We start from the raw sequence: 22312 nt of genomic DNA, 5'->3' as shown, positions 1-22312 counted from the left end.
GGTGGTCCTATGTCAACACATCCGTCTTTTTCTATTCTGGTGATTAATCCCGGTTCCACGTCCAGCAAGCTCGCATTGTTTGAAAATACGACACCCATCATAGAAAACAGCATTACCCATCCTGCAAATTCCGGAAAAGCTGATATCTGGAGTGAATATACAGATAGATTATCCGAGATTCAAACGTTTTTGCAGGAACAAAACATAAAAACCCCGGATGCGGTTGTGGGGCGCGGCGGTTTGCTCAAGCCGGTGAAACGCGGCACCTACGCGGTTAATCAAGCTATGATCCAGGACGCTCGCGCCAATGTTCAGGGAGAGCATGTTTCCAACCTGGGGTGTGTGCTGGCGCGGGATATGGCCCGGTCATATGACTGCCCCGCTTTCGTAGTAGATCCGGTTTCCGTGGACGAATTCGAGCCGGTATCACGACTGTCCGGTCATCCCGCCTTTGAGCGCAAATGCCTTTCGCATGCCTTGAATCTAAGAGCCGCTGCCTTTTGGGCCGCGGAAAAAGTAAACAAACAGATCGACGGCACCCGCTTTGTCGGTTTGCATCTGGGCGGCGGCATTTCAGTTGCCAGCCTGGTCGGCGGACGCATCATTGATGTCAATGATGCCTCAAACAGCGGTCCCTTTTCTCCCCAGCGCAGCGGCTCCCTCCCTACCCAGCCCCTGGTCCGATTCTGTTTTACCGGTGAACACGATCAGGCGTCTGTATTATCCATGATCAACGGCCGGGGCGGTGTTTATGCCTATCTGGGCACATCCGACATGAAAAAAGTGCAAGGCCAGCGACATGATCCCAATGTCCGTCTGATATGGGATGCCATGATCTATCAAATCGCCAAAGAAACCGGAGCCGCCGCCGCAGCGCTTAAAGGTGATGTAGATGCGGTATTTCTCACCGGCGGTCTGGTGCATTCGAAATTGTTTGTTTCAGAACTTTGTGCCTATATTAAATTCATTGCCCCGGTCCTGACATGTCCCGGAGAGCTGGAAATGCAGGCCATGGCGTCGGGCGCATTGCGGGTTTTGTTGAATAAAGAGCCGGTAAAAATCTATGAATAAAGTTAAAGGTCTCACCTGGATCAGCGCTCTGGTCAGCGCTTTATTTATAACGGGTATGATCATTGTTCCTGCCAGTCAAAAAATCAATGACTATATTTCCATTTATCGTCCGCTGTTCGATGCGGACAGTCCCCGGATTCTGCTTATGGAGGACGGCGTTGATCTGCAGGGAGACCTGCCAAGCCGGGTTACACTGGATAACGGGGTTCAGGTGCTTTTTGATCATAAACCGGACAGCAGCAGATTTGCCGATACCCCGCGGTATTCGCTTTTTTTTACACCTGACGAGCTATGGTATCAAGGCAAAACCGGTATCCGGTCCTTTGATCTTGACGGACTCACGTCTGAAGATGATACAACCGTTGTCAATACAGCAGAAATGGGCCGCAAGATTGATCATTATTCACAAATCATTCTAATCTCGGCGGCGTTCACACTAACTGTCTTGATTTTTATTCTCAACTTTCTTCTCATTGCCTTTGCCGGCGGTATCGGTATTATGCTGGACGCCTTTGGAGACGGTAATCTTGACTATAGTGATACCCTCAATATTGCGGCACTTTTTTATCTTCCTATGGTTATTCTTGCCGTTCTTTTATATAAACCGCTTGGCATTTCATTGGGTTATTATATTTTATGTTATATCCTCTTGACTTTTGTAACCTGTGCATTTTACTCGAAAAGAACAAAACAGTCGTTTCAAACAGAATAACTACCGGGACGAAAATGGTGCAGGATTGATGACTCATTGCGTCTGATTTCAGGCTGATTCATTCAGGGGATGCGCAAGCGAAGCGTATTCTATGTTTTTTGCAGGATTATTGCATTCGGGGGGATGCAGTAGCCGATTTATACGTAAGTATATTGTCGGTTTTTCTGTGGGCTCAATCGTGCGCCTATGCGAAACCGCCCACGAATAAATCCACGGTGGGCGGACAGGTCCGTGGGCTCAGAGAAGAAAGGACGCTCAAGCGCCCTATTCCTGATTTACACATAGAGCTTTTGGCAATGAATTGCTGTTTGATCCCAGGCGTTTGCAATGACCGTTCTGTCAGCTCCGCCAGCTGGCGGAGGCTTTCTTCTCCGAGCCCCGGTGCTGCGTCTGCCTTTTGGCTGATTCACGCCGGGGCGGTGCGCCCTTGGGACATGGTCTGTGCTGCAGCCAACCTGATGGGTGCCAGGGCTCGCACATTCAATCCTGTTGGCACTCAGCCTGTCCCGACTATCGGAGCCTGTCCCGACTATCGGGAGCCTGTCCCGTAGGGACAAAATATTTATAGTCTGAAATCTCCCCTCTGTCCCCGTCCCATCGGGACGGTATATGCCGTAAAAGGCAGTCAACGCTGCGAACGATTGATTCCGGGATGTGCTGAAAAGGGTTTTCCACACCCTGATTAAAATTGGTCATTTTGCGTCCCTACGGGACGCCTGTTTTCGTTTGATAGATATTGCTATAGATATACCGTCCCTACCGGGACGGGGATTGTGCAAAATTTCATCAGACCGGATGTTTCGCGGATTTGAAAATGCCTGGCTTTGCAAATAGCGGCGCGTGATTGAACTACGGTCTGCGCTGCTCCCACAAATTTATACGTAATCTTGTCTGTTTTTGCGTGGGCACAGCGATGCGTTCCACGCCACTATTCCATTCGATACCGTCGACGCACTTGTCCCGTCTATCGGAGCCTGTCCCGAGCATCGGGAGCCTGTCCCGACTATCGGGAATCTGTCCCGTAGGGACAAAATATCTATAGAACCCATGCGAACCCAAAAAAGCACCCCGTCAGGGGGTGCCATAGGCCGAAAACGGCAGTCAAGGCTGCAAACGATTGATTCCGGGATGTGCTGGAAAGGGTTTCCCACACCCTGATTAAAATTGGTCATATTGCGTCCCTACGGGACGCCTGTTTTTGTTTGATGGATATTGCTATAGATATACCGTCCCTACCGGGACGGGGATTGTGCAAAATTTCATCAGACCGGGTGTTTCGCAGATTTGAAAATGCCTGGCTTTGCAAATAGCGGCGCGTGATTGAACTACGGTCTGCGCTGCTCCCACAAATTTATACGTAATCTTGTCTGTTTTTGCGTGGGCACAGCGATGCGTTCCACGCCACTATTCCATTCAATGCCGTCGACGCACCTGTCCCAAGCATCGGGGCCTGTCCCGACTATCGGGCCTGTCCCGAACATCGGGAGCCTGTCCCGAGCATCGGGAGCCTGTCCTGACTATCGGGAATCTGTCCCGTAGGGAAAAAATATCTATAGAACCCATGCGAACCCAAAAAAGCACCCCGTCAGGGGGTGCCATAGGCCGGAACCGTCAGTCAACGCTGCGAACGATTGATTCCGGGATGTGCTGAAAAGGGTTTTCCACACCCTGATTAAAATTGGTCATATTGCGTCCCTACGGGACGCCTGTTTTCGTTTGATAGATATTGCTATAGATATACCGTCCCTGACCGGGACGGGGATTGTGCAAAACTTCATCAGACCGGGTGTTTCGCGGATTTGAAAATGCCTGGCTTTGTAAATAGCGGCGCGTGATTGAACGACGGTCTGCGCTGCTCCCACAAATTTATACGTAATCTTGTCTGTTTTTGCGTGGGCACAGCGAGGCGTTCCACGCCACTATTCCATTCGATACCGTCGACGCACCTGTCCCAAGCATCGGGACCTGTCCCGGTTATCGGGACCTGTCCCGGTTATCGGAGCCTGTCCCGATTATCGGGAGCCTGTCCCAAGCATCGGGAGCCTGTCCTGACTATCGGGAATCTGTCCCGTAGGGAAAAAATATCTATAGAACCCATGCGAACCCAAAAAAGCACCCCGTCAGGGGGTGCCATAGGCCGGAACCGTCAGTCAACGCTGCGAACGATTGATTCCGGGATGTGCTGAAAAGGGTTTTCCACACCCTGATTAAAATTGGTCATATTGCGTCCCTACGGGACGCCTGTTTTCGTTTGATAGATATTGCTATAGATATACCGTCCCTACCGGGACGGGGATTGTGCAAAATTTCATCAGACCGGGTGTTTCGCGGATTTGAAAATGCCTGGCTTTGTAAATAGCGGCGCGTGATTGAACGACGGTCTGCGCTGCTCCCACAAATTTATACGTAATCTTGTCTGTTTTTGCGTGGGCACAGCGAGGCGTTCCACGCCACTATTCCATTCGATACCGTCGACGCACCTGTCCCGAACATCGGGCCTGTCCCGAACATCGGGAGCCTGTCCCAAGCATCGGGAGCCTGTCCCGACTATCGGGCCTGTCCCGAACATCGGGAGCCTGTCCCGAACATCGGGAGCCTGTCCCGAGCATCGGGAGCCTGTCCCGACTATCGGGAATCTGTCCCGTAGGGACAAAATATCTATAGAACCCATGCGAACCCAAAAAAGCACCCCGTCAGGGGTGCCATATGCCGAAAACGGCAGTCAAGGCTGCAAACGATTGATTCCGGGATGTGCTGGAAAGGGTTTCCCACACCCTGATTAAAATTGGTCATATTGCGTCCCTACGGGACGCCTGTTTTTGTTTGATGGATATTGCTATAGATATACCGTCCCTGCCGGGACGGGGATTGTGCAAAATTTCATCAGACCGGGTGTTTCGCGGATTTGAAAATGCCTGCCTTTGCAAATAGCGGCGCGTGATTGAACTACGGTCTGCGCTGCTCCCACAAATTTATACGTAATCTTGTCTGTTTTTGCGTGGGCACAGCGATGCGTTCCACGCCACTATTCCATTCGATACCATCGACGCACCTGTCCCGAGCATCGGGAATCTGTCCCGACTATCGGGAATCTGTCCCGTAGGGACAAAATATCTATAGAACCCATGCGAACCCCAAAAAAGCGCCCCGTCAGGGGTGCTATATGCCGGTACCGTCAGGCAACGCTTCAAACGATTGATTCCGGGATGTGCTGGAAAGGGTTTCCCACACCCTGATTAAAATTGGTCATTTTGCGTCCCTACGGGACGCCTGTTTTTGTTTGATGGATATTGCTATAGATATACCGTCCCTACCGGGACGGGGATTGTGCAAAATTTCATCAGACCGGGTGTTTCGCGGATTTGAAAATGCCTGGCTTTGTAAATAGCGGCGTGCTGATTGAACGACGGTCTGCGCTGCTCCCACAAATTTATACGTAATCTTGTCTGTTTTTGCGTGGGCACAGCGATGCGCCCCGCGCCACTATTCCATTCGATACCGTCGACGCACCTGTCCCAAGCATCGGGACCTGTCCCGTCTATCGGAGCCTGTCCCGAGCATCGGGGCCTGTCCCGTCTGATCGGAGCCTGTCCCGAGCATCGGGGCCTGTCCCGACTATCGGGCCTGTCCCGAACATCGGGAGCCTGTCCTGACTATCGGGGCTTGTCCCGAGCATCGGGAGCCTGTCCCGACTATCGGGAATCTGTCCCGTAGGGAAAAAATATCTATAGAACCCATGCGAACCCCAAAAAAGCACCCCGTCAGGGGTGCCATAGGCCGGAACCGTCAGTCAACGCTGCGAACGATTGATTCCGGAATGTGCTGAAAAGGGTTTTCCACACCCTGATTAAAATTGGTCATATTGCGTCCCTACGGGACGCCTGTTTTTCGTTTGATAGATATTGCTATAGATATACCGTCCCTACCGGGACGGGGATTGTGCAAAATTTCATCAGACCGGGTGTTTCGCGGATTTGAAAATGCCTGGCTTTGCAAATAGCGGCGCGTGATTGAACTACGGTCTGCGCTGCTCCCACAAATTTATACGTAATCTTGTCTGTTTTTGCGTGGGCACAGCGATGCGCCCCGCGCCACTATTCCATTCAATGCCGTCGACGCACCTGTCCCGAAGCATCGGGACCTGTCCCGGTTATCGGAGCCTGTCCCGATTATCGGGGAGCCTGTCCCGATTATCGGGAGCCTGTCCCGACTATTGTAATCTGTCCCGTAGGGACAAAATATCTATAGCCGCAAATTCCTTTCCCGTCCCCGTCCCTTTGGGGACGGAAAAGGCAGGCAACGCCGTAAACCATTGATCCCGATATGGAATGCAAATCATATTCCAAACCCTGATTCACATTGCGCATATCGCGACCCTGACCGGATGCCGGTTCCGAATGAGGATTGCTCATGTATACGGTACATTCAAAAAGAATGTGACCTCGTTTTTCAAGGTCATATCCTTTTTATCAGTGAGATTTTATCAGTTTTACACTCGATAAAGCTCCTCAGCCTGAAACCGGCAGAAATAGACACCGGCTGCAGTGTGTGATCCGAATCCTGTCAGCGCCGTCCCAATAGAATCTGTATTGTCCGGCTGTAAAAGCGCCGCTTTCCAACTGTTTGACCGGTCTCCCTAACAGATTATAAATCCAACATTCAGCATACCCCACATCTTTTGTCAGGTCAAGCGTTATCACAGTCCCGGGATTAAAAGGATTTGGAAAAACCGACAAACAGCAAAAAGATTGCGGAATCCGGGATTTTTCTTCAGACATGGTTGTCTGTACACCGACTCGGATACTGACATGGGTCGGAACCGGCTCCATCTTTTTCAACAAGTTGATAGTCGTAATTCCGGTTCGGCATGATTCGGGTGTCGCGCCAGGCATAGGACTGCATTTGGCTTGTTGTGCCGGCCGCCTGAATCATATTTGATAACCGTTTGTATCCCTGGACCGAGTCGCCGCGTTCAATATAAAAGCCCAGACAATTGGTTTCGCTGGCTGTGCGCCATGTCAATTCGATTGCATGGTCTTTATATTCAGCCTGGAAGCTCATTAATTCCACCGGAAGACTCTGGTCAGTATTGGGCATGCCGGGAGTCGCGGTCAAAACCTGCCAGACAAACTCGGAATAGTTCATTCCGTCGCCCACCAGGCCCAGAGAACCGCTTAGCGGCGTGCTACCGCTTTCCTGAATACCAATATCCTGACTGTTCAATCCAGCGGCAGGACCGTCCATCGCTGTAAAATGTCCTTCATAGCTCAAAAACTGAATGACCGTACCCTTATAATCAAGGCAGAGACCGTCCGGTCCGTTTTGAATCCCGTCAATGTATGTATAGTACAAAATATGGTTGCCTGCGGCCCCGCCCTGAATGAACTCATCGAGTGAATGATAAGAATCATAGCGTTCACCGTTAGCCCCGTTATACAAACAAAGGCGGAGGTCTTGTTTGTCACTCAACTCTGCCGGAACCGCGACTTCAACAAATTCACCGACATCGCCTCCCTCATTATCATAATGAAATTCATTGATCCAGGCATTCGGCTGCGCCATGAGCGTGACACAAAACGTTAACCAAATGATTAAAACAGATAATCTGTGAGCCGTTTTCATACATCCCTCCAGTTTTTGTTTTGGAATTACAGTTTGAATCTTTTGGAAGCATTCCCCGGGTGCGCTTAAAGATAATAATCTTTTATTGACAAATGCAAGATTTTTTTATGCCAATGTGTAACCTCAGACACGGCCCGAATAAAATCCAGTGAAATCCATCAGCGGCTTTGCATTTCCGGCATCTCCCGTCCCGTCAGACGCGTCGTTTAGTTCATAGTCGCGCGCTTTAGCTCGGAAAATACGGTTAATCGCCCCGCACCGCTTTTTCGGGGCTTTAGCACATACCCGCTCTGTTCGGACCGGATATTGAGGCGATCTGAATACGAAATACAGCCGCAATCACCTTTTACGGTTGCAGACCACCCGATTATAAAACAAGCCCCATTCTCATCACATCATGATATTCCCCTTCGAAAAACACCTCATTGCGTAACACACCTTCCACTTTGAATCCCAATTCTTCATTCAGTTTGATATTACGAATATTGGTGTTCAGCGTATTTAAATAAATTTTTCGCAGTCCCAGTGTATTCAAACCGTATTGAATCCATAGGTCTGTGGCTTTTTTGCCGTACCCGTGACCTCGAAAGGACGGGTCGCCGATCATCTTGCGGAGCTCTGCTTTTTTTTGAACCTGATCGATATTTAAAAACGCCAACAGTCCGATCGGCACACCCTGAGGCAGCGTTATGACAGCCAGTTCACAATCATCCGCAGTCATTAAACTGTCAAAATTAGCGATACGGGCGGTAACGCTGGAAACCAGAAACCGGCGACCTTCATGATCATCCAGCCAGATATCGATCATCGGCCTGTCTTTGCTTTGCAAAGCACGTATGGTTAATTCTTTCTTTTTAATCGGCAGTTTTATTTTTTTCCGGGTTCTTTTGGAAAAATTCGCATTGGAGAATACCGGGATTTTGCGCATGCCGGCCCTGCATGGCTATATCCAGAAGCTGATTGACAAAGCGGATGTAATCCACTTTTTTGAATCCGTATTTTTCAGATTCCTTGTAAAATCCCCGCACCAGGATCTCGAGTGTGCGTCCCGGGATCGAGCTTTTTTGCGGATCCATGTCATCGGACATCTGTTATTCTCCGATTGTTATATTGATCATTCAAAACCTATCCATCAAATGCATTCTTGATCCAAACCATCATGCCGGACTGGAGCCACGCCTGCAACAAGCAGTCCCACGGTATCCATTAAACCGTTATAAAATTCCGGTTAAAAAGTATCACTGACTGTCAAGACAGACTTTACTAATTTAACAGATTTTATCTCAGAAGCAAAGAAAAAACACAGCAGGAGAAAAAGGCTTACCCCGGGTTCGACACTTTAGTTACAACAAATCGACAGGTCGTCAAGCGATTTGAAAATACGTTTCATTGTAAATAATGAGGCTGGACAAGAAAACAATTGAAAAAATGGCCAAAACCGGAAACAATGGCCAAACTGGGTAACATTTGCTTCCACCCGTGACAAGGATACAAGAATGAAAAACAATTGTTCTATACTCACACATTGAATAACAGCAAAGGCAAGCGCACTACTGACCCGGCCCGCGTTTCGCATTTATTCTATCATGAATTCAAGGTGGAGAGCGATCTCTCCACCTTGAATCAACTTTTTATTCATAATAAGAAATGGTTTCTACGATACCGCTGTCTTTGCCTTCGCACGGAAAGATATCTTTGCATAAATACGGATTGGCCGGATGATAGTGAATACGGACATTACCGCTCTCATTGAAATCACCGTCAACGATGACCTGTCCGTAAATATCCGGGGTTCCATTCATAATCAGGTTCCCTTTGACATAGCACTGGCCGTGTACCTGAGGGGTGCCGTTCATTATCAAATCTCCGCCCGTATAGATTGCCAGATTATTGTGGTTGGGATCGCCCGAATTGACCGTGACACTTCCTGTAATCTTTGCATTGGTCTTGACAATAAATACGGCATAGCCGGTAATATTGCCGCTCAAGTGCAAATCACCGCCGACATAGATAATCTCCGGATTTGTCTTGCTGCCGTAGGTCTGGTTTCCGCTCAGGTGAAGATTGGTCTCATGCACCTGCGTGGCGATACTTTTGTAATCTTCCGGATCAAATTCCGGGAGATCAATTCGGGATACGCTTTGCAGCACATCATCACCATTGGGGTTGGAATTGGGCGCTATAAAATCACTGGCATCGCGGTTTCCCGGATTCCAGTTGGGCTTGGAACCACTATATGAGAGGAAACCTTCAACCAGGGGATTGTTTTTTTTAACGCCATTAAAATTACCGCTCTGGTTCAGATGCACATTGGCATTCATACTGCCATCATCTGCGACAACATGACAGTTTCCATTTGAATTCCAATTATAGTTGACAAACATTGCATAATCAAAGTATTTAGGTGGTTCAATCGTAGACTCTGTGTGCTGAATCACCGCATAGCCGGCAGCGGTTTGTCCGTCAACCACGCCCCGAGACCTCACCAGAAATCCGCGGGTGCCATTGTCTTCCGACAAATTCCCGGCGTATTGGACCCAGGCATCCCAGTCGGGTTGGGAACCGGTTCGTGGCAGCGCGTCGCCGAAATAATTCACCACATCCACATTGATCGCACCGTCGCCAAAGGATTTGCCCTGCATGCCCTGCCAACTGTCATCTGCGGATAATTGAGCCAGAGCGATTTCCATGCCGCTTTTGGCCAGATTTTGAGCCTTGTTTGCACTCAGACTTTGAAATGTAGAGGTTGCGGAATTGACATTGCTGTTCAGGATTTGCTGCGTCGTAATTCCAAGCACAACCACCATCATTGCCGAAATAATCACCAACGTTCTACCCATGACGCCTCACTCCATTTGTTTTATGAATATAAATTTTATTCGTAATACGATACAATATAGGGTGTCCCCGCGCGCTCCACATGCCAGGTTTGCGGGATCACATTGTCACTCATTGGTTTATAATGAATCGTCATATCTCCACCGGCTTTGATACCGTTTTTAGCCACAGCCAAACCGTAAATATCCGAGGTTCCGGTACTCTTTAATTCGTCTTCAACATATAGTTGTGCATACACCTGAGAACCACCTGCAATTTTCATATCATCGCCGGCATAAAGCCCCAGACGATTCGGCAGATCATTATTCGTTATAGCATCGATCGTAACACTGCCGGTTATATCAATATCGCCCGTGACAATAAAAGCGCCATAGCCGCTGATATTCCCGGATATCGTTAAATCTCCATCGATATAATATATAGCCGGATTTTCTTCGGACCCCATTGTCAAATTCCCGGAAAAGTGTTGGTTGCCCGAGTACTTGACCGTAGCTTCCGCCTCTAATTTAGCCAAATTATACTGGGGAAACTCGACACCATCGACTTTTTGCACCAGTTTTTGTCCGGTGGTGGTATCATAGGGTTTAAAATAATTTGAGGCATCTGAATCGCTCAGATTGGTCGAGTTGGAATAGCTGCCGTAGCCGCGCACCGTTGATGCTCCACTCACTTCTAAATCAGAGTTTGTATGAATATTGGCGTTGATCGGGTCATCATTTTCCGTATGTATTAATGCGGCGCCCCCGACGGTCAGTTTGGCGTTGCTGGCCAATGCATACTTGAAAGACGGCGGTGGCAAGAGTTTGGGAGGAAACTGTACCACGACTTTAATGGTGTCGGTGACCCCTTCATATGCGCCGATAGAGGTAATTTGTTTGGCGTCATTGCTGCCGCCGGATCGGTCCGGGTACAGATTGCTCGTGCTGGCAGCATAGGCATCAATAGTGCCGTTATCAAACGGTTTGCTCTGAACGCCCGACCAGGTGGAATCCAGGGCCAGTTGGTTCATGGCATAATCCACACCGCTTTTGGCCAGGTTATTGGCCTTTGCTTGTCTATAGGCATGACTGGTCTGCGTGGTCGCTTCCACCAGACTTTCGCGAACGGCCGTGGATGAAAAGCCCATCCATATCAACGACGCTGCCACGATAATTAATAGCATTTTTCCCATTTTTACACCTCAAAGATTTCCGGGAACAAAGTATTTGTAATAATAACCTGAACCCGCTTTTTTTGAATAATCAACATGCTGAAAAAAGGCCTCGGCAACGTGCATTTCAACGCTTAGCGCTTGAACAGCAGCAGCGGTTGTGGTTTCATTCGATAAACTGTCAAAGGCGATAATTCTGAATGACTTGATCGGAACTGAAAATTCACGGGTTTTGTCCTGATAGGTCACCTGACGCACCATATGGGGATTGGAATTTTTGGCATTGCGTACAAAATACTTGACCCGATTCACATAGCCGATATTGTCCAGATCGGCGTTGAATGTAATCGAATTACTGGTGACGGATAAAACTTTGGATGTTGTACTGTCCACTCCAAATCCCATTCTGTTGATATCGGTTTTAATGATTTCTCCGATATTCTCCACCATTTCACGCTGCGAGTCGTCCAGGATCATATCACGCGATGTATTCATGTACCAGAACGTAAAACCCAAAATCATCAGCATAACCAGGCCGCCGATAATCATGGAACCGATAAGATCTATTGAAAGCATATTAACGCCCTTTAATTAGAAAACCTGTAAGTAATAACCCGGCTCATAGTAAGCACCGCGGGTTCACCCGTATCCGGGTTATCGTTGAAAAACGGGCTGGTGACTTTGGCGACAACCGCTTTGGCGTTGGTATTATATCCTACTTTAGTATCCGGATTGTCGGGATCGACATAATAGACATCCATACTGATACGAAAGGTACCCAACCGTTCTGAGAAAAAGGGGAGATTTTCCAGAGAATGAAAGTCATCTGCATCACTGTAATTATCAATATACTTTTCCTGTTCGTAATCCCAGGTAAAAGATTCACCGCCTCCGGCGCCGCAGGATGTAAAATCATCGGCACTCTCTACAGTTTGTCCCCACGCAACTGCCGCATCAAAGGGTTTCGCACAGGCACGTTCCACAAACGAATTGGCAATTTCCTTCCCCATCGCGATGGACTCGGTCTCAAGCGAAGCCGCCGTGGACGTAATAACGGATTGGTTTATGGTCATAGACACCATGGAAAAGGTCACCAGAGCCGCAAGAACCAGTAGCATTTGACCGGTGCTCATATTGCAAGCCTTCCTTTCTCAATCCCCGCAATTTGGGTTAAAAGTACTGCCGTTGATTTCACAGATAGAAACAAAACCGATATCAGCATGCTTTATGCCTGTCTTTAAAATCACCGGCATTTCTCAACCTCAATTGCCATCATCCTGCACTGTAAAAATAACAATAAATATTGAAAAACAAAACATTTATTCCAAATAAAATACTACAAAAGACATGCCATAGATTTAAACAGGACTAAAAACAGACCTATACCTCTATTTCTAAACTGCTTACCCCTATACTCTCTCTAACCGGATAAAACTGGTAAATAACGAACCAGTTTCATTTTGAAATCAAACCGATTTCAAAATGAAACGGTAAAAATCATTCAACGGCTCGTGCTCAGCCGCTTTTTTTCAGCGCTGCGCTTATTCCAGCAGCAACATCACCGAAACCTGGTCGTTGGCGCGTCCGTTGGGACTGTCCAGCTCCACAGAGACATCAGCTGATTGTTCCTGATCGTACAACGGATCGAGCGTATTGGTCAGGGTAACCTGATGCACAGTGCTGCCGTACCCGTACCGGTCTCTCGGGGCCATCAAATCTCCGGAAGAGATCGAGCCGCCGGACGTTTTCGCTTTTAAGGATGAACCGGCTGCCACCGGATTGCCGTTGATATCACAATGCTCCACTTGAATCAGCACAGTCTCACCTTTCTTTAAATTTATGGTCGGGTGTCCACGGTCAACGGTTTCAATTGAACCATCTCTTCTGTACACGTATTTGATAAAGGCGTTAAAATAGTACAACGGGCCGCTGAACACCACCGGGCCGGTTGTCCAGACCATGGCATCATCTCCCTGCTGATTTCGGCCATGTGTGCTTGCCACCACATAGGCAATGCCGTCATTTTCATCCGTAATCCTGCGTCCGTTGGGAAGCAGATTGGTGCCGAAATAATCATCATAGCGTTCCAGGTTACCGGCAAAACTGGGAACCGTAATCGGCACAAACCGGTTGGGATCCGTTTCTTCCATATTGGGATTCGGAATCCGGTGCGGCGCCAGCGCCTCCGGATCCGAGGGTATCACTCTCGGGCGCGGATTCGCTGTGGATAATACAACTCCGCCTTCACCGTTTTCATCGGTCGCTACATCTGTGGTGATGATGCCGCCGGTTGTGGTCAGGTATACGGTGGTCCCGACTTCAACCGGGTTGTTGTATTTGTCGCCGATATACACCGCCGGATTAAAACGCACCACTTTGTTCCATCCTGCCAGATTAAACACATCGAACGTCAAGGTCAGGTGCGGCTCCACATTATGCGTATTGTCCGGATCAATCCACGTATAAGGAGGACCGGAGCGGATAACAATTTTGGTGGTCCGGGCTCTCAAATCAGAAACTCCGACCACATTGGCTTCAATTTCCACCGTCCCCGAACGCTTACCGGAGCGCAATACCAGAGTCGCCTTGCCGTTCAGGGTCTGAATGGCGGGTGATCTCAGATAATTGCCCGGAAGCGACGGAGAAAGTCGCTCACCGCCGCCGGTGCCGTTGCGAATTCGAAATTCCACCTTGGTATTATCACCCACCGGTTCTCCGGTCTGTGATAAAACGGTGGCGGTAATGGCGGTCTGCTCAATATTACCGGTTTCTTTAACCCAGATATAGTTCGGATCGGCTTCCAGCAGCACGCTGGCGGCAGACGCCGTGAGAAATTCGACCTCGACATCCGCTGTCAGGTTTCCATAATAGACTGTTACCGTAGATACGGCCGCCTGCTGGGTGGACCGCAAAGAATTTTCCACAAATCCCAGTTGATCCGTGACACCACTGACACTGATTGAACCCAGGGAGGCGCTAAAATAGAGTTCCGCCTCCGGAATGGGGGAACCGTCCGCGGTCTTTAACCGGACTTTGATGATAGACGTTGAGGTGCCGTTGGCGATGATGGAATCAGGCACAGCGTCCACTGACATTTTGACACCGCTCAGACGGATGGGAATAAATTCAGTGCTGGCTGCAGAGGTCATCACCAGCTCTTCATCAACACTGATCGTATCTGCATCCGGCGTGTACACAAATGTAACCTGCCCGTTCTCGTCAGTTATGCCCACGGTATCAATTACCCCGTATGCGGCTTCAGCAAAAACATTGGTTCCCACCACCGGATTGGCGTAATTATCTTTGAGGGTCACGGTAATTTCATAATCCCCGACCCCGTTTCTGATGATATTGTCAGGGGCATCCCAGGTCATGGATTGACTGACGGTTTGATTCGAGAATGATACAAAAGCGGTATCGGCGACAGAACTGAACGATGCGATAACCATCACATTGTCATTTGCAGTTTCGCTGCTGGTGAGCTGTGTTTTCGCAATACCGCTCGAATCGGTCACAGCCGGTGATCCGATCAGGCCGTCCGTGGTGGTAAACTTGATTTCAGCGCCCGGAATCGGATTGTTTTGTTCACTGACAAGCAGCGCCGACATATTGAGCTTGCTCACGCCATTGGCGCTTATGGTGGCGCGTTTGGGACTCAGCTTGATTCGCGGCGGCACATATTCCACAACCAATATATCCGGTTTGAATCTACCATACTGCACCAAAATGGTATCAACGGCAGCGCTTTCGGCTGAACTTACAGTGACCACACTTTCGCCGGCTTCATTGGTGTATACCGGGGTGGGAATACCACTGTATTGACTGCTGATACTAATCTCTGCGGCGTTCACAGCCTGATTGGTCGCTGTTTGCCGGATTCGGATATTGAGTTGCGTTTTGGACAATCCTCCATCCGCTGTCAACACCTGATCCGCAATAGATACTTGACGGCTCACGCCCACAAACGTAATCATCAGCTCTTTCTTTTGAGCATCAGCATGGGACAACTCTATAATCTGATCCTGCTCGCGGATCTGCAAGGAAAGAAAGACCTGACCGCCCATTTTTTTACCCAGTGTGCTGTCCGATAATTGAGCAGTCACTGTAGCCTGTAAATCTGTTTTACTGGTGTCACTGGTCAAAACAGCATAAGCAATTCCGTTTTGATTGGAAAACGCGGATTCCGTAATGGTCCCGTGATCAGTAGAAAAGTCCACCTTTTGTCCCTGTACTTGGGCGCCGGTTGTATCGTATACAAAGGCCGCGATGCCGATGGACGACACCCCGTCCGCCAAAACCGATGGTTCTTCAGAGATCAGTTCCTCCAGAACATTGGCGCTGGTCGGACCTTCATCCAGTTCACAAGAAAGCAAAATGACAAATATCGAGATGAATAGTAAAAAGACGATTTTCAAAAAATGAACAGATTTCATATCATTCACTATCGTTTGAGTAAAATCCCTGCCAAATCACCGGCCCGCACGTTACCGGAATAGGCGCGATTGGCTGCCGCGGTTCGACTGCCTCTGGAGTTCAGGATATTCATACGGGTCAAAGGGACGATTCGATCTGCAGACTGCTTGCGAAAAATCGTAACCTCTTTTCCCTGCAGCCGGTCAGGGTCAACATCCTTGTTCCACTGGATTAAAACAACACCATTCTCCACATAAAGAACTTTGCCGAAATAAAAGCGTTTGCCGTTCAATTCATCCCGAACACCAAAGTCCTCCCCTTCCGGTGGAAGAATGCGGTAATAGCGTTTCTCCCCATCAGTCGTGCCTTTTTCCACGGTCAGAACGTTCTGCGAATCGCCGCGGCTGTCATTTTCAATTGAACCGCCGGTTTTTGCTTCCGCCCCTGACTCTGCGCCTGGGCTGAACGGATTCCTGTGATGTTTCATAGTTAAAGTAATCCTGATCGGCATTCGGTCTGGATTTTACACTCGCATTCCACATTGAACGCAGCTCTTTGGAATAATCCTGCGATCGATAGCGGCCCAAAACGCGCACCGGATTGCGATGCCTGGCTCTGGTGACAAATCCTGAAGCCGCCCGGTCATGAACAGTCGGCAGCAATGACGCGCGCATGACAATGATCAATTCCTGCTGATCGACAGAGGTTCGATCGTATCCGAATAAATAACGCAGGCCAAAGAACCACCACGGCAAATCCTTTAGAATGGGGATACCGGAGCGCATCTGTTTGTTTTCATTTGAATACAGACCGGCGATAATCGTTTCTTCTCCATCATACAATTGCACCAGCGAGTTGGCCTCGGATTTATCAATAATGGTGCTGACCGTACTCGGACTGGCCTGACTCTTTTCTATATGCGCGTTTAAAATAATTGCGATTCGCCCCTGCTCATCCTCGAGGATATAGGGAGTTACCCGCAATATGGTACCTGTGCTGAAAAACCGGTCCGTGATATTACCGGCAAAATCGCGTGTCTTGATGGAAAAATCCTGACCGACCTGGACCATGCCTTCATGGCCTTCAGTCACAGTGACCTGAGGCTGTGCGAGAACGGTGCCGATTTCATTGGAATCAAACGCTTTCAGCAGCGCTTCCACATCCACTCCAAACAGGGAATTGGGCACCCGCACCGTTAAATTCAGCATATCTTCCGTCGCCTTAAACGCACCGAGCTGTTCCGCGGTCATAGAGACCTGTCCGTTATACAATGTAGTCCAGTCGACTCCGATCTCAGCCAGTTTGTTGCGGTCTCCCTGAAAAAAAATGGTTTCGATTTTAATTTCCCGCTGTCCCGGACGGATTTTCAACTCTTCCATCAAGCGTTCCTGCTCTGTTTCCTGGGCATCCGGGGATTCTATAATCTGGAAATAATGTTCCTGTTCCTGATACCACAATCCGCGACGACTGAGAATGGCCTCCAGCGCCTGACGCCAGGGCATCTGCTGAACATCTATACCAATGGCGCCACTCTGACGAGTGGGATCGTAAATGGGTTTACCCACATAATCCACCGAATATTCGCTCAACAATTCAATCGCCATTGAGAAATTGACATCGCTGTTTATGGAGACAATCTCCCCCTCGGGTACATATTCCCGGGGCATTTCCATCTGTGCGTATCCTGCGGCCGTGATGATCACGAGCAGCAATAAGACGTATTTTTGATAGAATCGATGTCTCATTTAATTTCTCTTTGTTGTTAGCACAATTCGTTTTCCCTGTCCGCTATTGGCCACAAAAACGGCTTCTCCCTGCATAATTCTAATATCCTGTAGCATGGCGCCAAAAAAATCCTCACCTTTGCGCACCTTGACAGCCGCTCCACCGTTCCGACTGACCAGAACAGCATTTGATGTCAATGCCAGCAATTGAACTTTGTCCGCAAACGACGGCAACTGCGGTCCCTGGCTCTCCGCCGCCGGGGCGCTGCCGTCAGCAGTGGCGTCACCCTCTCCGTCGCCGGACCCTGAGCCTGTGGATTTGGTACGCGCAACCCGCTCCTCTTCTTCCAGCACCAGCCGGGAAACCGAATTGGACACCAGATCCGCAATTTGATAGGGTTCTCCTTCTGTTCGGGTAATGTCTTCAATGTCCGGACCTTCTTCGCGAATAAACGCCCGGACCGTTAATGAAAATTCCGTGAGTTCCCGGGCTTGGGAAACGACAGCGCCTTCCTCCTCGAACAATACACGCTCAAATTGGATATTGGGAATATCGTAAAACACCGGCCCGTTTTCCAGAAACCAGATCAGTTTATACACATTTTCAAAATCCGCCATACCCGATATCTCATATTCACGCGCCTGAATCGTGACAAACGGGACATCCTGTTTAAAGATCAGATTAATCTCCACGTCCATCGGCGCCTTTTGTATTTCGCGAAGAATATAATCAAAGGTTTCTCCCGGGGTTTCACCGCTCACCAGCGTGCCGATTTTTCCCAGGCTCAACTCTTTCAAATGTTCAAGATACTGAAGCATATCCGACTTGTCGCTTTCCAGTCTGCGCAATTCATTCAGACGCTCCTGTTTTTCCGCATTGATCACAACTTGTCTGGCCAATTGTTTATCAATATGGATAAATGTATAATAATAACCGGCAATCAGCACAGTCAAGACAATAACGGCTATGATAATCGTATTTCTAGTCGCGTAGTTCATTTCGATACTCTTGTTCGGTCCCGGGTCTCACAGAGCACTGCAATTGGACATCATAGTAATTCATCGTCGGCGTTTCTTTCATCACCCGATAAATCATACTGTTGCGCATAAACCGCTCCAGCTGAACCACCTGCTCCCGGTCGGTGAGATTAAGGTCCAGTCTCACCTGACCATTACCGCTGTTTTGGAATTCGGCAATGGAAAACGGCCCAATATTCTGATAGGCCGAAGACAGCGCCTCGAGCACGGGCGCCCACTCGACCGTGGTTTTCGTCAAGGAGTCAATAATGGCGGTTCCCTGCTCCATTTGCTGAATCTGCATCTGCAGACTGTCCACTTTATCCGCGGTGTTTTTCAACAATTCCAGCTGGCTGTCCAGCATATTTGTGCGTGATTGTTCCGTGCGTATTTGCGCATTTTTCTGCATGGATTTGAACGTAAAAAAGGAAACGCTGATACCCAAAACCCCCAGCATAACAAGACCGGGCATGCTGATCTTGTAAACAGCCTGTTTGTCTTTGATTCTTGCGGGGATAAAATTTACATCATAGAGCGGACAAGGATTCGATTCGAGCGCTTTCGCGGCCAGAGCGATCGGCAGAATATAGCTGGGCACGGTGCCCTTGCGCAAATGCAGATCAGCCGGCACATGTTCGCGCTGCGGCTCCCAGGTGCGAATATCGACTTGATCAAAGGCTTCGGTAAAATATTGGTATGCGTTGTGTTGATCCGCCTCACCGCATAATATAACGGTATTGATTTGCTCAACCTGCCCCGAATCGATTGAAAACAGCAGTTTTGAATAGGCTGTTTCTGAAGCGGTTTGAATATCCACGCCTTCATGGATTGTGCTGAGGATCAGGGTGATCTCGCTGTTTTTCATAAAAAACACTTTTATAAAGTTTGTCGAGAAAAAGATCACACATGCATTTTCCAGATCTTCGGGAGGCAGGGTTTGCACCAGTTCGTTGGCAAGCGCCAGGTCTCATGGTATCAATCGATTTTATTTTGGGAGACTGCCGGTGAATACTGCGCAGAGAATCCGTCAACAAACCGGCAAGAGATGAGCGGATCATCGTGTACAAACGTCAGAAAGGTTCCGTCGCCGCGTTCGAGATATTGGATATTCTCAACCGTGATATCAAGCTCTTCTTCTTCCTCAATGAGCTGAGACCACATTTGCTGTTTGGCTTTTTGCGGGCGTTTGTCGCGGATGGATTCAAAGGTTTTGTTGTAAACATTGGTATCAGCCAGATTGAATGCTGACACCCGTGCCTTTGGGACACATTTTCGTCATGATATCCAGAATCACATCAACATTGGTGTGCCCTCTTTCGCTTTCAATACTGGCGTTTTCCTCATCCGACAGGTCCACTCCGAACGGATTTTTTCCGCCGTCTTGAATGACGTCGCTGAAATCCTCCGTTTCTCCCTTATCCGAACGTTCCAGTACATCAAAGAGATCAAACTCGTCCAGCTGCTCTATCAACAGAACATCTTTCTCCCGGGCAAGCAGAGCGGCCTTAACTTTGGTTTCCTCGACATATAGTCCAAGTGTTCGTTTCATCAGTACAACTTTGACAAGAGTTCCTTGATTCGCATTTTATTATTTGAATAGTCCAGGGCCACATCTTCGTCGATTTCTCCGCGCCTGATAGAGCCTGAACAAATCCTGTTCCATCGTAATCATTCCGTTTTTTCCGCTTTCACTGATCATCTGATAAATCTCGTGTACATTTTTATTTCGGATCGCCGCCTTGACCGAACTGTTAACCAGAAGCACTTCTTTGGCCAGGGTGCGTTTGCCTTTGCGATTCGGTACCAGTTTCTGGGAAACCGCCACTCTTAACTGATCTGCCAGACGAACACGAACGCGATCCTGTTCTTCGGGCTGACATTCAGCAACGATACGGTCAATGGTCTCGACAGCCGACCCGGTATGCAAGGTTGAAAACACTTTATGACCGGTATCTGAAATTTCCAGACAACTCAGGATCGTTTCAGGATCCCGCATCTCACCGACAATGATGATATCCGGGTCCTGGCGCAGGGCCTGCACCGCGCCCTGCTTGAAATCAATCACATCCCGACCGACCTCGCGATGACGAACCAGACAGCGTTTGGACGTGTGCACGTATTCGATCGGATCACCGATGATCACGATATGGCCGTCAACGCTTTGATTGTTCGCATCCACAATGCTGTCCATTGTGGTGCTTTTACCGCTGCCGGTAATGCCGGTTATTAAAATCAAACCTTGCTTTTCATGTAAAAGCGACAAAGATCGTGCCACATTCTTGTGAAATCCCAACTGTGAAAACGGATAGACAGTGGCCTCGATAGCACGCATATTCAATGCAAGGTGGCCGAGGTCGAAATAAACCGTTGCTCTCCAGCGCAGTAAATGTTCATTTTGAGTGATGGAATAGGAAAAATCAACGGCTCCCCGGTCCAAAAGCCGGTTGATCTGCATTTTATCCAGCATGGCATGGCATAAAATATCGCTGTGATCCAGAGACCATTTGCCCAATTTTGCCTGCGGCGTCTTTCGGCCATGTATTCGGAACCATATGGCATCTTTGGACATGGGTCCGCCGACCTCGATATCCGAGGCTTCCTGTTGACGCATAAACAGCGTTATCTTTTGAAAATGCTCCCGAATGGCTTCCAGTTCATTTTGTGGCAGTTGCTGGACAATTTGACTCATTTGTCTCTGACGCTCAACACCTTCTATATGAACCGGGATCTGTTCAATAATGTTTTTAAAAATGTTTTCAATCATGATATTCCGTTTATTCCTGCCAGGTTTCTGCTTTTGCATTGTTTGCATCGGGATTCGTACTCTCCCCCAGGTCATACATGTCGATATCGTTGTCGGGTTTTTCTTTATAGAAATTCTCAATTTCATTCATGATCACTTTCATCCGCATCAGGGTGTCCCGGATGACTTTGCCGCGCTTGTCCAGATTTTTGCCCTTGTCCTTGATCAGCATTTCAAAATGAAATGTCAGAATGGCAAGCGGATTATTCATGGCATGACGAAAGGTGCGGGATAACCGAGAGATCACACTCTGGCGTTCATTGGAAAGCTGTTCTTCCAGAGAAGATTCAAACTCTTTGTTTTTTTCCTCCAGGGTTAAAGAGAGGTCCTGAAAGGCCTGATTTTGATCCCAGAGCGATTTTGCCAGATAGGATGAGACAAAATAAGCCAGAAAAAACAATACCGTATAAGACAACAGGATTTGCAAATGATCTGTGAGAAAAACAGCAAACTCGGAGGAAAAGACAAGATCCATTCCAAACCCGATTTCCGAGAAAAACAACATAAACACCAGGCCAATGACACTGAATACCGTTGCAAAAAATCCGGTTTTGCGGTCAATCGTGATGCTGGACGTGAGAATGGGGATAATATACAGCCAAATCAACGGGCTCTCGAGTCCGCCTGTCATGTATATCCCCAGCGAAAATATGATAATATCCAGCAAGTTATGAAACACCGGATATATTTTCCGTTTTGAGAAATTATCGATCCAGAAACTGTAGCAGAAATTCAGAAAAATGATGCTCATCAGGATAAGAATGAAACTGTATCGCGGAAACTCGACCCGGTTCACAGCCATCTGCAAAATGCCGATCGAAAGGAAAATAATGGTGGACAGCCAGCGCACATAATTCCACCATTGAAGATTTTGATGAAAACTGGTTTCGATTTCGCGATTGACTTCTGACACCGGCTGGTGAGAAGATTTGGACATGATCATAGCGATCCTCATGGATTTT

Annotated in this window: 18 protein-coding genes; 2 read left to right on the top strand and 16 right to left on the bottom strand. The window is 48.4% G+C overall.

From position 1 onward, the window contains the following. Positions 1-9 precede the first annotated feature (9 nt). Positions 10-1071, top strand: a complete 1062-nt coding sequence (buk, locus tag U5R06_04635) for a butyrate kinase (GenBank protein ID MDZ7722118.1) — start codon at positions 10-12, stop codon at positions 1069-1071. Then, on the top strand, positions 1064-1783 hold the full coding sequence (locus U5R06_04630) for a DUF1189 family protein (GenBank protein MDZ7722117.1): 720 nt from the start codon (positions 1064-1066) through the stop codon (positions 1781-1783). The genes buk and U5R06_04630 overlap by 8 nt, the downstream gene beginning before the upstream one ends. A 4770-nt stretch (positions 1784-6553) precedes the next feature. Here U5R06_04630 and U5R06_04625 read toward each other — a convergent pair. The 16 genes from U5R06_04625 to U5R06_04550 form a co-directional block, all read right to left on the bottom strand. After that, positions 6554-7405, bottom strand: a complete 852-nt coding sequence (locus U5R06_04625; GenBank protein ID MDZ7722116.1) for a hypothetical protein — start codon at positions 7403-7405, stop codon at positions 6554-6556. A gap of 367 nt (positions 7406-7772) precedes the next feature. Then, positions 7773-8333: a GNAT family protein gene (locus U5R06_04620; protein MDZ7722115.1), complete on the bottom strand. Its 561-nt coding sequence runs from the start codon at positions 8331-8333 to the stop codon at positions 7773-7775. Further along, positions 8260-8493 carry a hypothetical protein gene (locus U5R06_04615; protein MDZ7722114.1) on the bottom strand — a complete coding sequence of 78 codons (234 nt, stop codon included), beginning with the start codon at positions 8491-8493 and terminating at the stop codon, positions 8260-8262. Before U5R06_04615 ends, U5R06_04620 begins: the two co-directional genes overlap by 74 nt. Before the next feature lie 543 nt (positions 8494-9036). Beyond that, on the bottom strand, positions 9037-10245 hold the full coding sequence (locus U5R06_04610) for a hypothetical protein (GenBank protein MDZ7722113.1): 1209 nt from the start codon (positions 10243-10245) through the stop codon (positions 9037-9039). A gap of 35 nt (positions 10246-10280) precedes the next feature. After that, a complete protein-coding gene (locus U5R06_04605; GenBank protein MDZ7722112.1) occupies positions 10281-11414 on the bottom strand; it encodes a hypothetical protein in 1134 nt (377 codons plus the stop codon). 9 nt (positions 11415-11423) lie between these two features. Continuing rightward, positions 11424-11969: a hypothetical protein gene (locus U5R06_04600; protein MDZ7722111.1), complete on the bottom strand. Its 546-nt coding sequence runs from the start codon at positions 11967-11969 to the stop codon at positions 11424-11426. Between the two features lie 11 nt (positions 11970-11980). After that, positions 11981-12526, bottom strand: coding sequence for a hypothetical protein (locus U5R06_04595; GenBank protein ID MDZ7722110.1), 546 nt, complete (start codon positions 12524-12526; stop codon positions 11981-11983). 408 nt (positions 12527-12934) lie between these two features. Then, positions 12935-15826 (bottom strand): invasin domain 3-containing protein, encoded by a 2892-nt coding sequence (locus tag U5R06_04590; GenBank protein MDZ7722109.1) that lies wholly within the window; start codon positions 15824-15826, stop codon positions 12935-12937. Between the two features lie 8 nt (positions 15827-15834). Beyond that, positions 15835-16293 carry a hypothetical protein gene (locus U5R06_04585; GenBank protein MDZ7722108.1) on the bottom strand — a complete coding sequence of 153 codons (459 nt, stop codon included), beginning with the start codon at positions 16291-16293 and terminating at the stop codon, positions 15835-15837. Then, positions 16220-17551 carry a type II and III secretion system protein gene (locus U5R06_04580; GenBank protein ID MDZ7722107.1) on the bottom strand — a complete coding sequence of 444 codons (1332 nt, stop codon included), beginning with the start codon at positions 17549-17551 and terminating at the stop codon, positions 16220-16222. Before U5R06_04580 ends, U5R06_04585 begins: the two co-directional genes overlap by 74 nt. Next, entirely contained in the window at positions 17552-18529 is a 978-nt protein-coding gene (locus U5R06_04575; protein ID MDZ7722106.1) for a hypothetical protein, read from the bottom strand. Further along, entirely contained in the window at positions 18513-19412 is a 900-nt protein-coding gene (locus U5R06_04570) for a hypothetical protein (protein ID MDZ7722105.1), read from the bottom strand. The genes U5R06_04575 and U5R06_04570 overlap by 17 nt, the downstream gene beginning before the upstream one ends. A gap of 110 nt (positions 19413-19522) precedes the next feature. Further along, positions 19523-19798, bottom strand: a complete 276-nt coding sequence (locus U5R06_04565; protein ID MDZ7722104.1) for a hypothetical protein — start codon at positions 19796-19798, stop codon at positions 19523-19525. Next, entirely contained in the window at positions 19776-20096 is a 321-nt protein-coding gene (locus U5R06_04560; GenBank protein ID MDZ7722103.1) for a hypothetical protein, read from the bottom strand. Before U5R06_04560 ends, U5R06_04565 begins: the two co-directional genes overlap by 23 nt. A 39-nt stretch (positions 20097-20135) precedes the next feature. After that, positions 20136-21311 carry an ATPase, T2SS/T4P/T4SS family gene (locus tag U5R06_04555; GenBank protein ID MDZ7722102.1) on the bottom strand — a complete coding sequence of 392 codons (1176 nt, stop codon included), beginning with the start codon at positions 21309-21311 and terminating at the stop codon, positions 20136-20138. A gap of 10 nt (positions 21312-21321) precedes the next feature. After that, positions 21322-22293 carry a hypothetical protein gene (locus tag U5R06_04550; GenBank protein ID MDZ7722101.1) on the bottom strand — a complete coding sequence of 324 codons (972 nt, stop codon included), beginning with the start codon at positions 22291-22293 and terminating at the stop codon, positions 21322-21324. Positions 22294-22312 lie beyond the last annotated feature (19 nt).

The sequence above is a fragment of the candidate division KSB1 bacterium genome (assembly GCA_034521575.1).
Taxonomy (GTDB): Bacteria; Zhuqueibacterota; Zhuqueibacteria; order Residuimicrobiales; family Krinioviventaceae; genus JAXHMJ01.
Note: the sequence above shows the minus strand (reverse complement) of the source record. Positions and strands in the feature narration are given on the sequence as shown.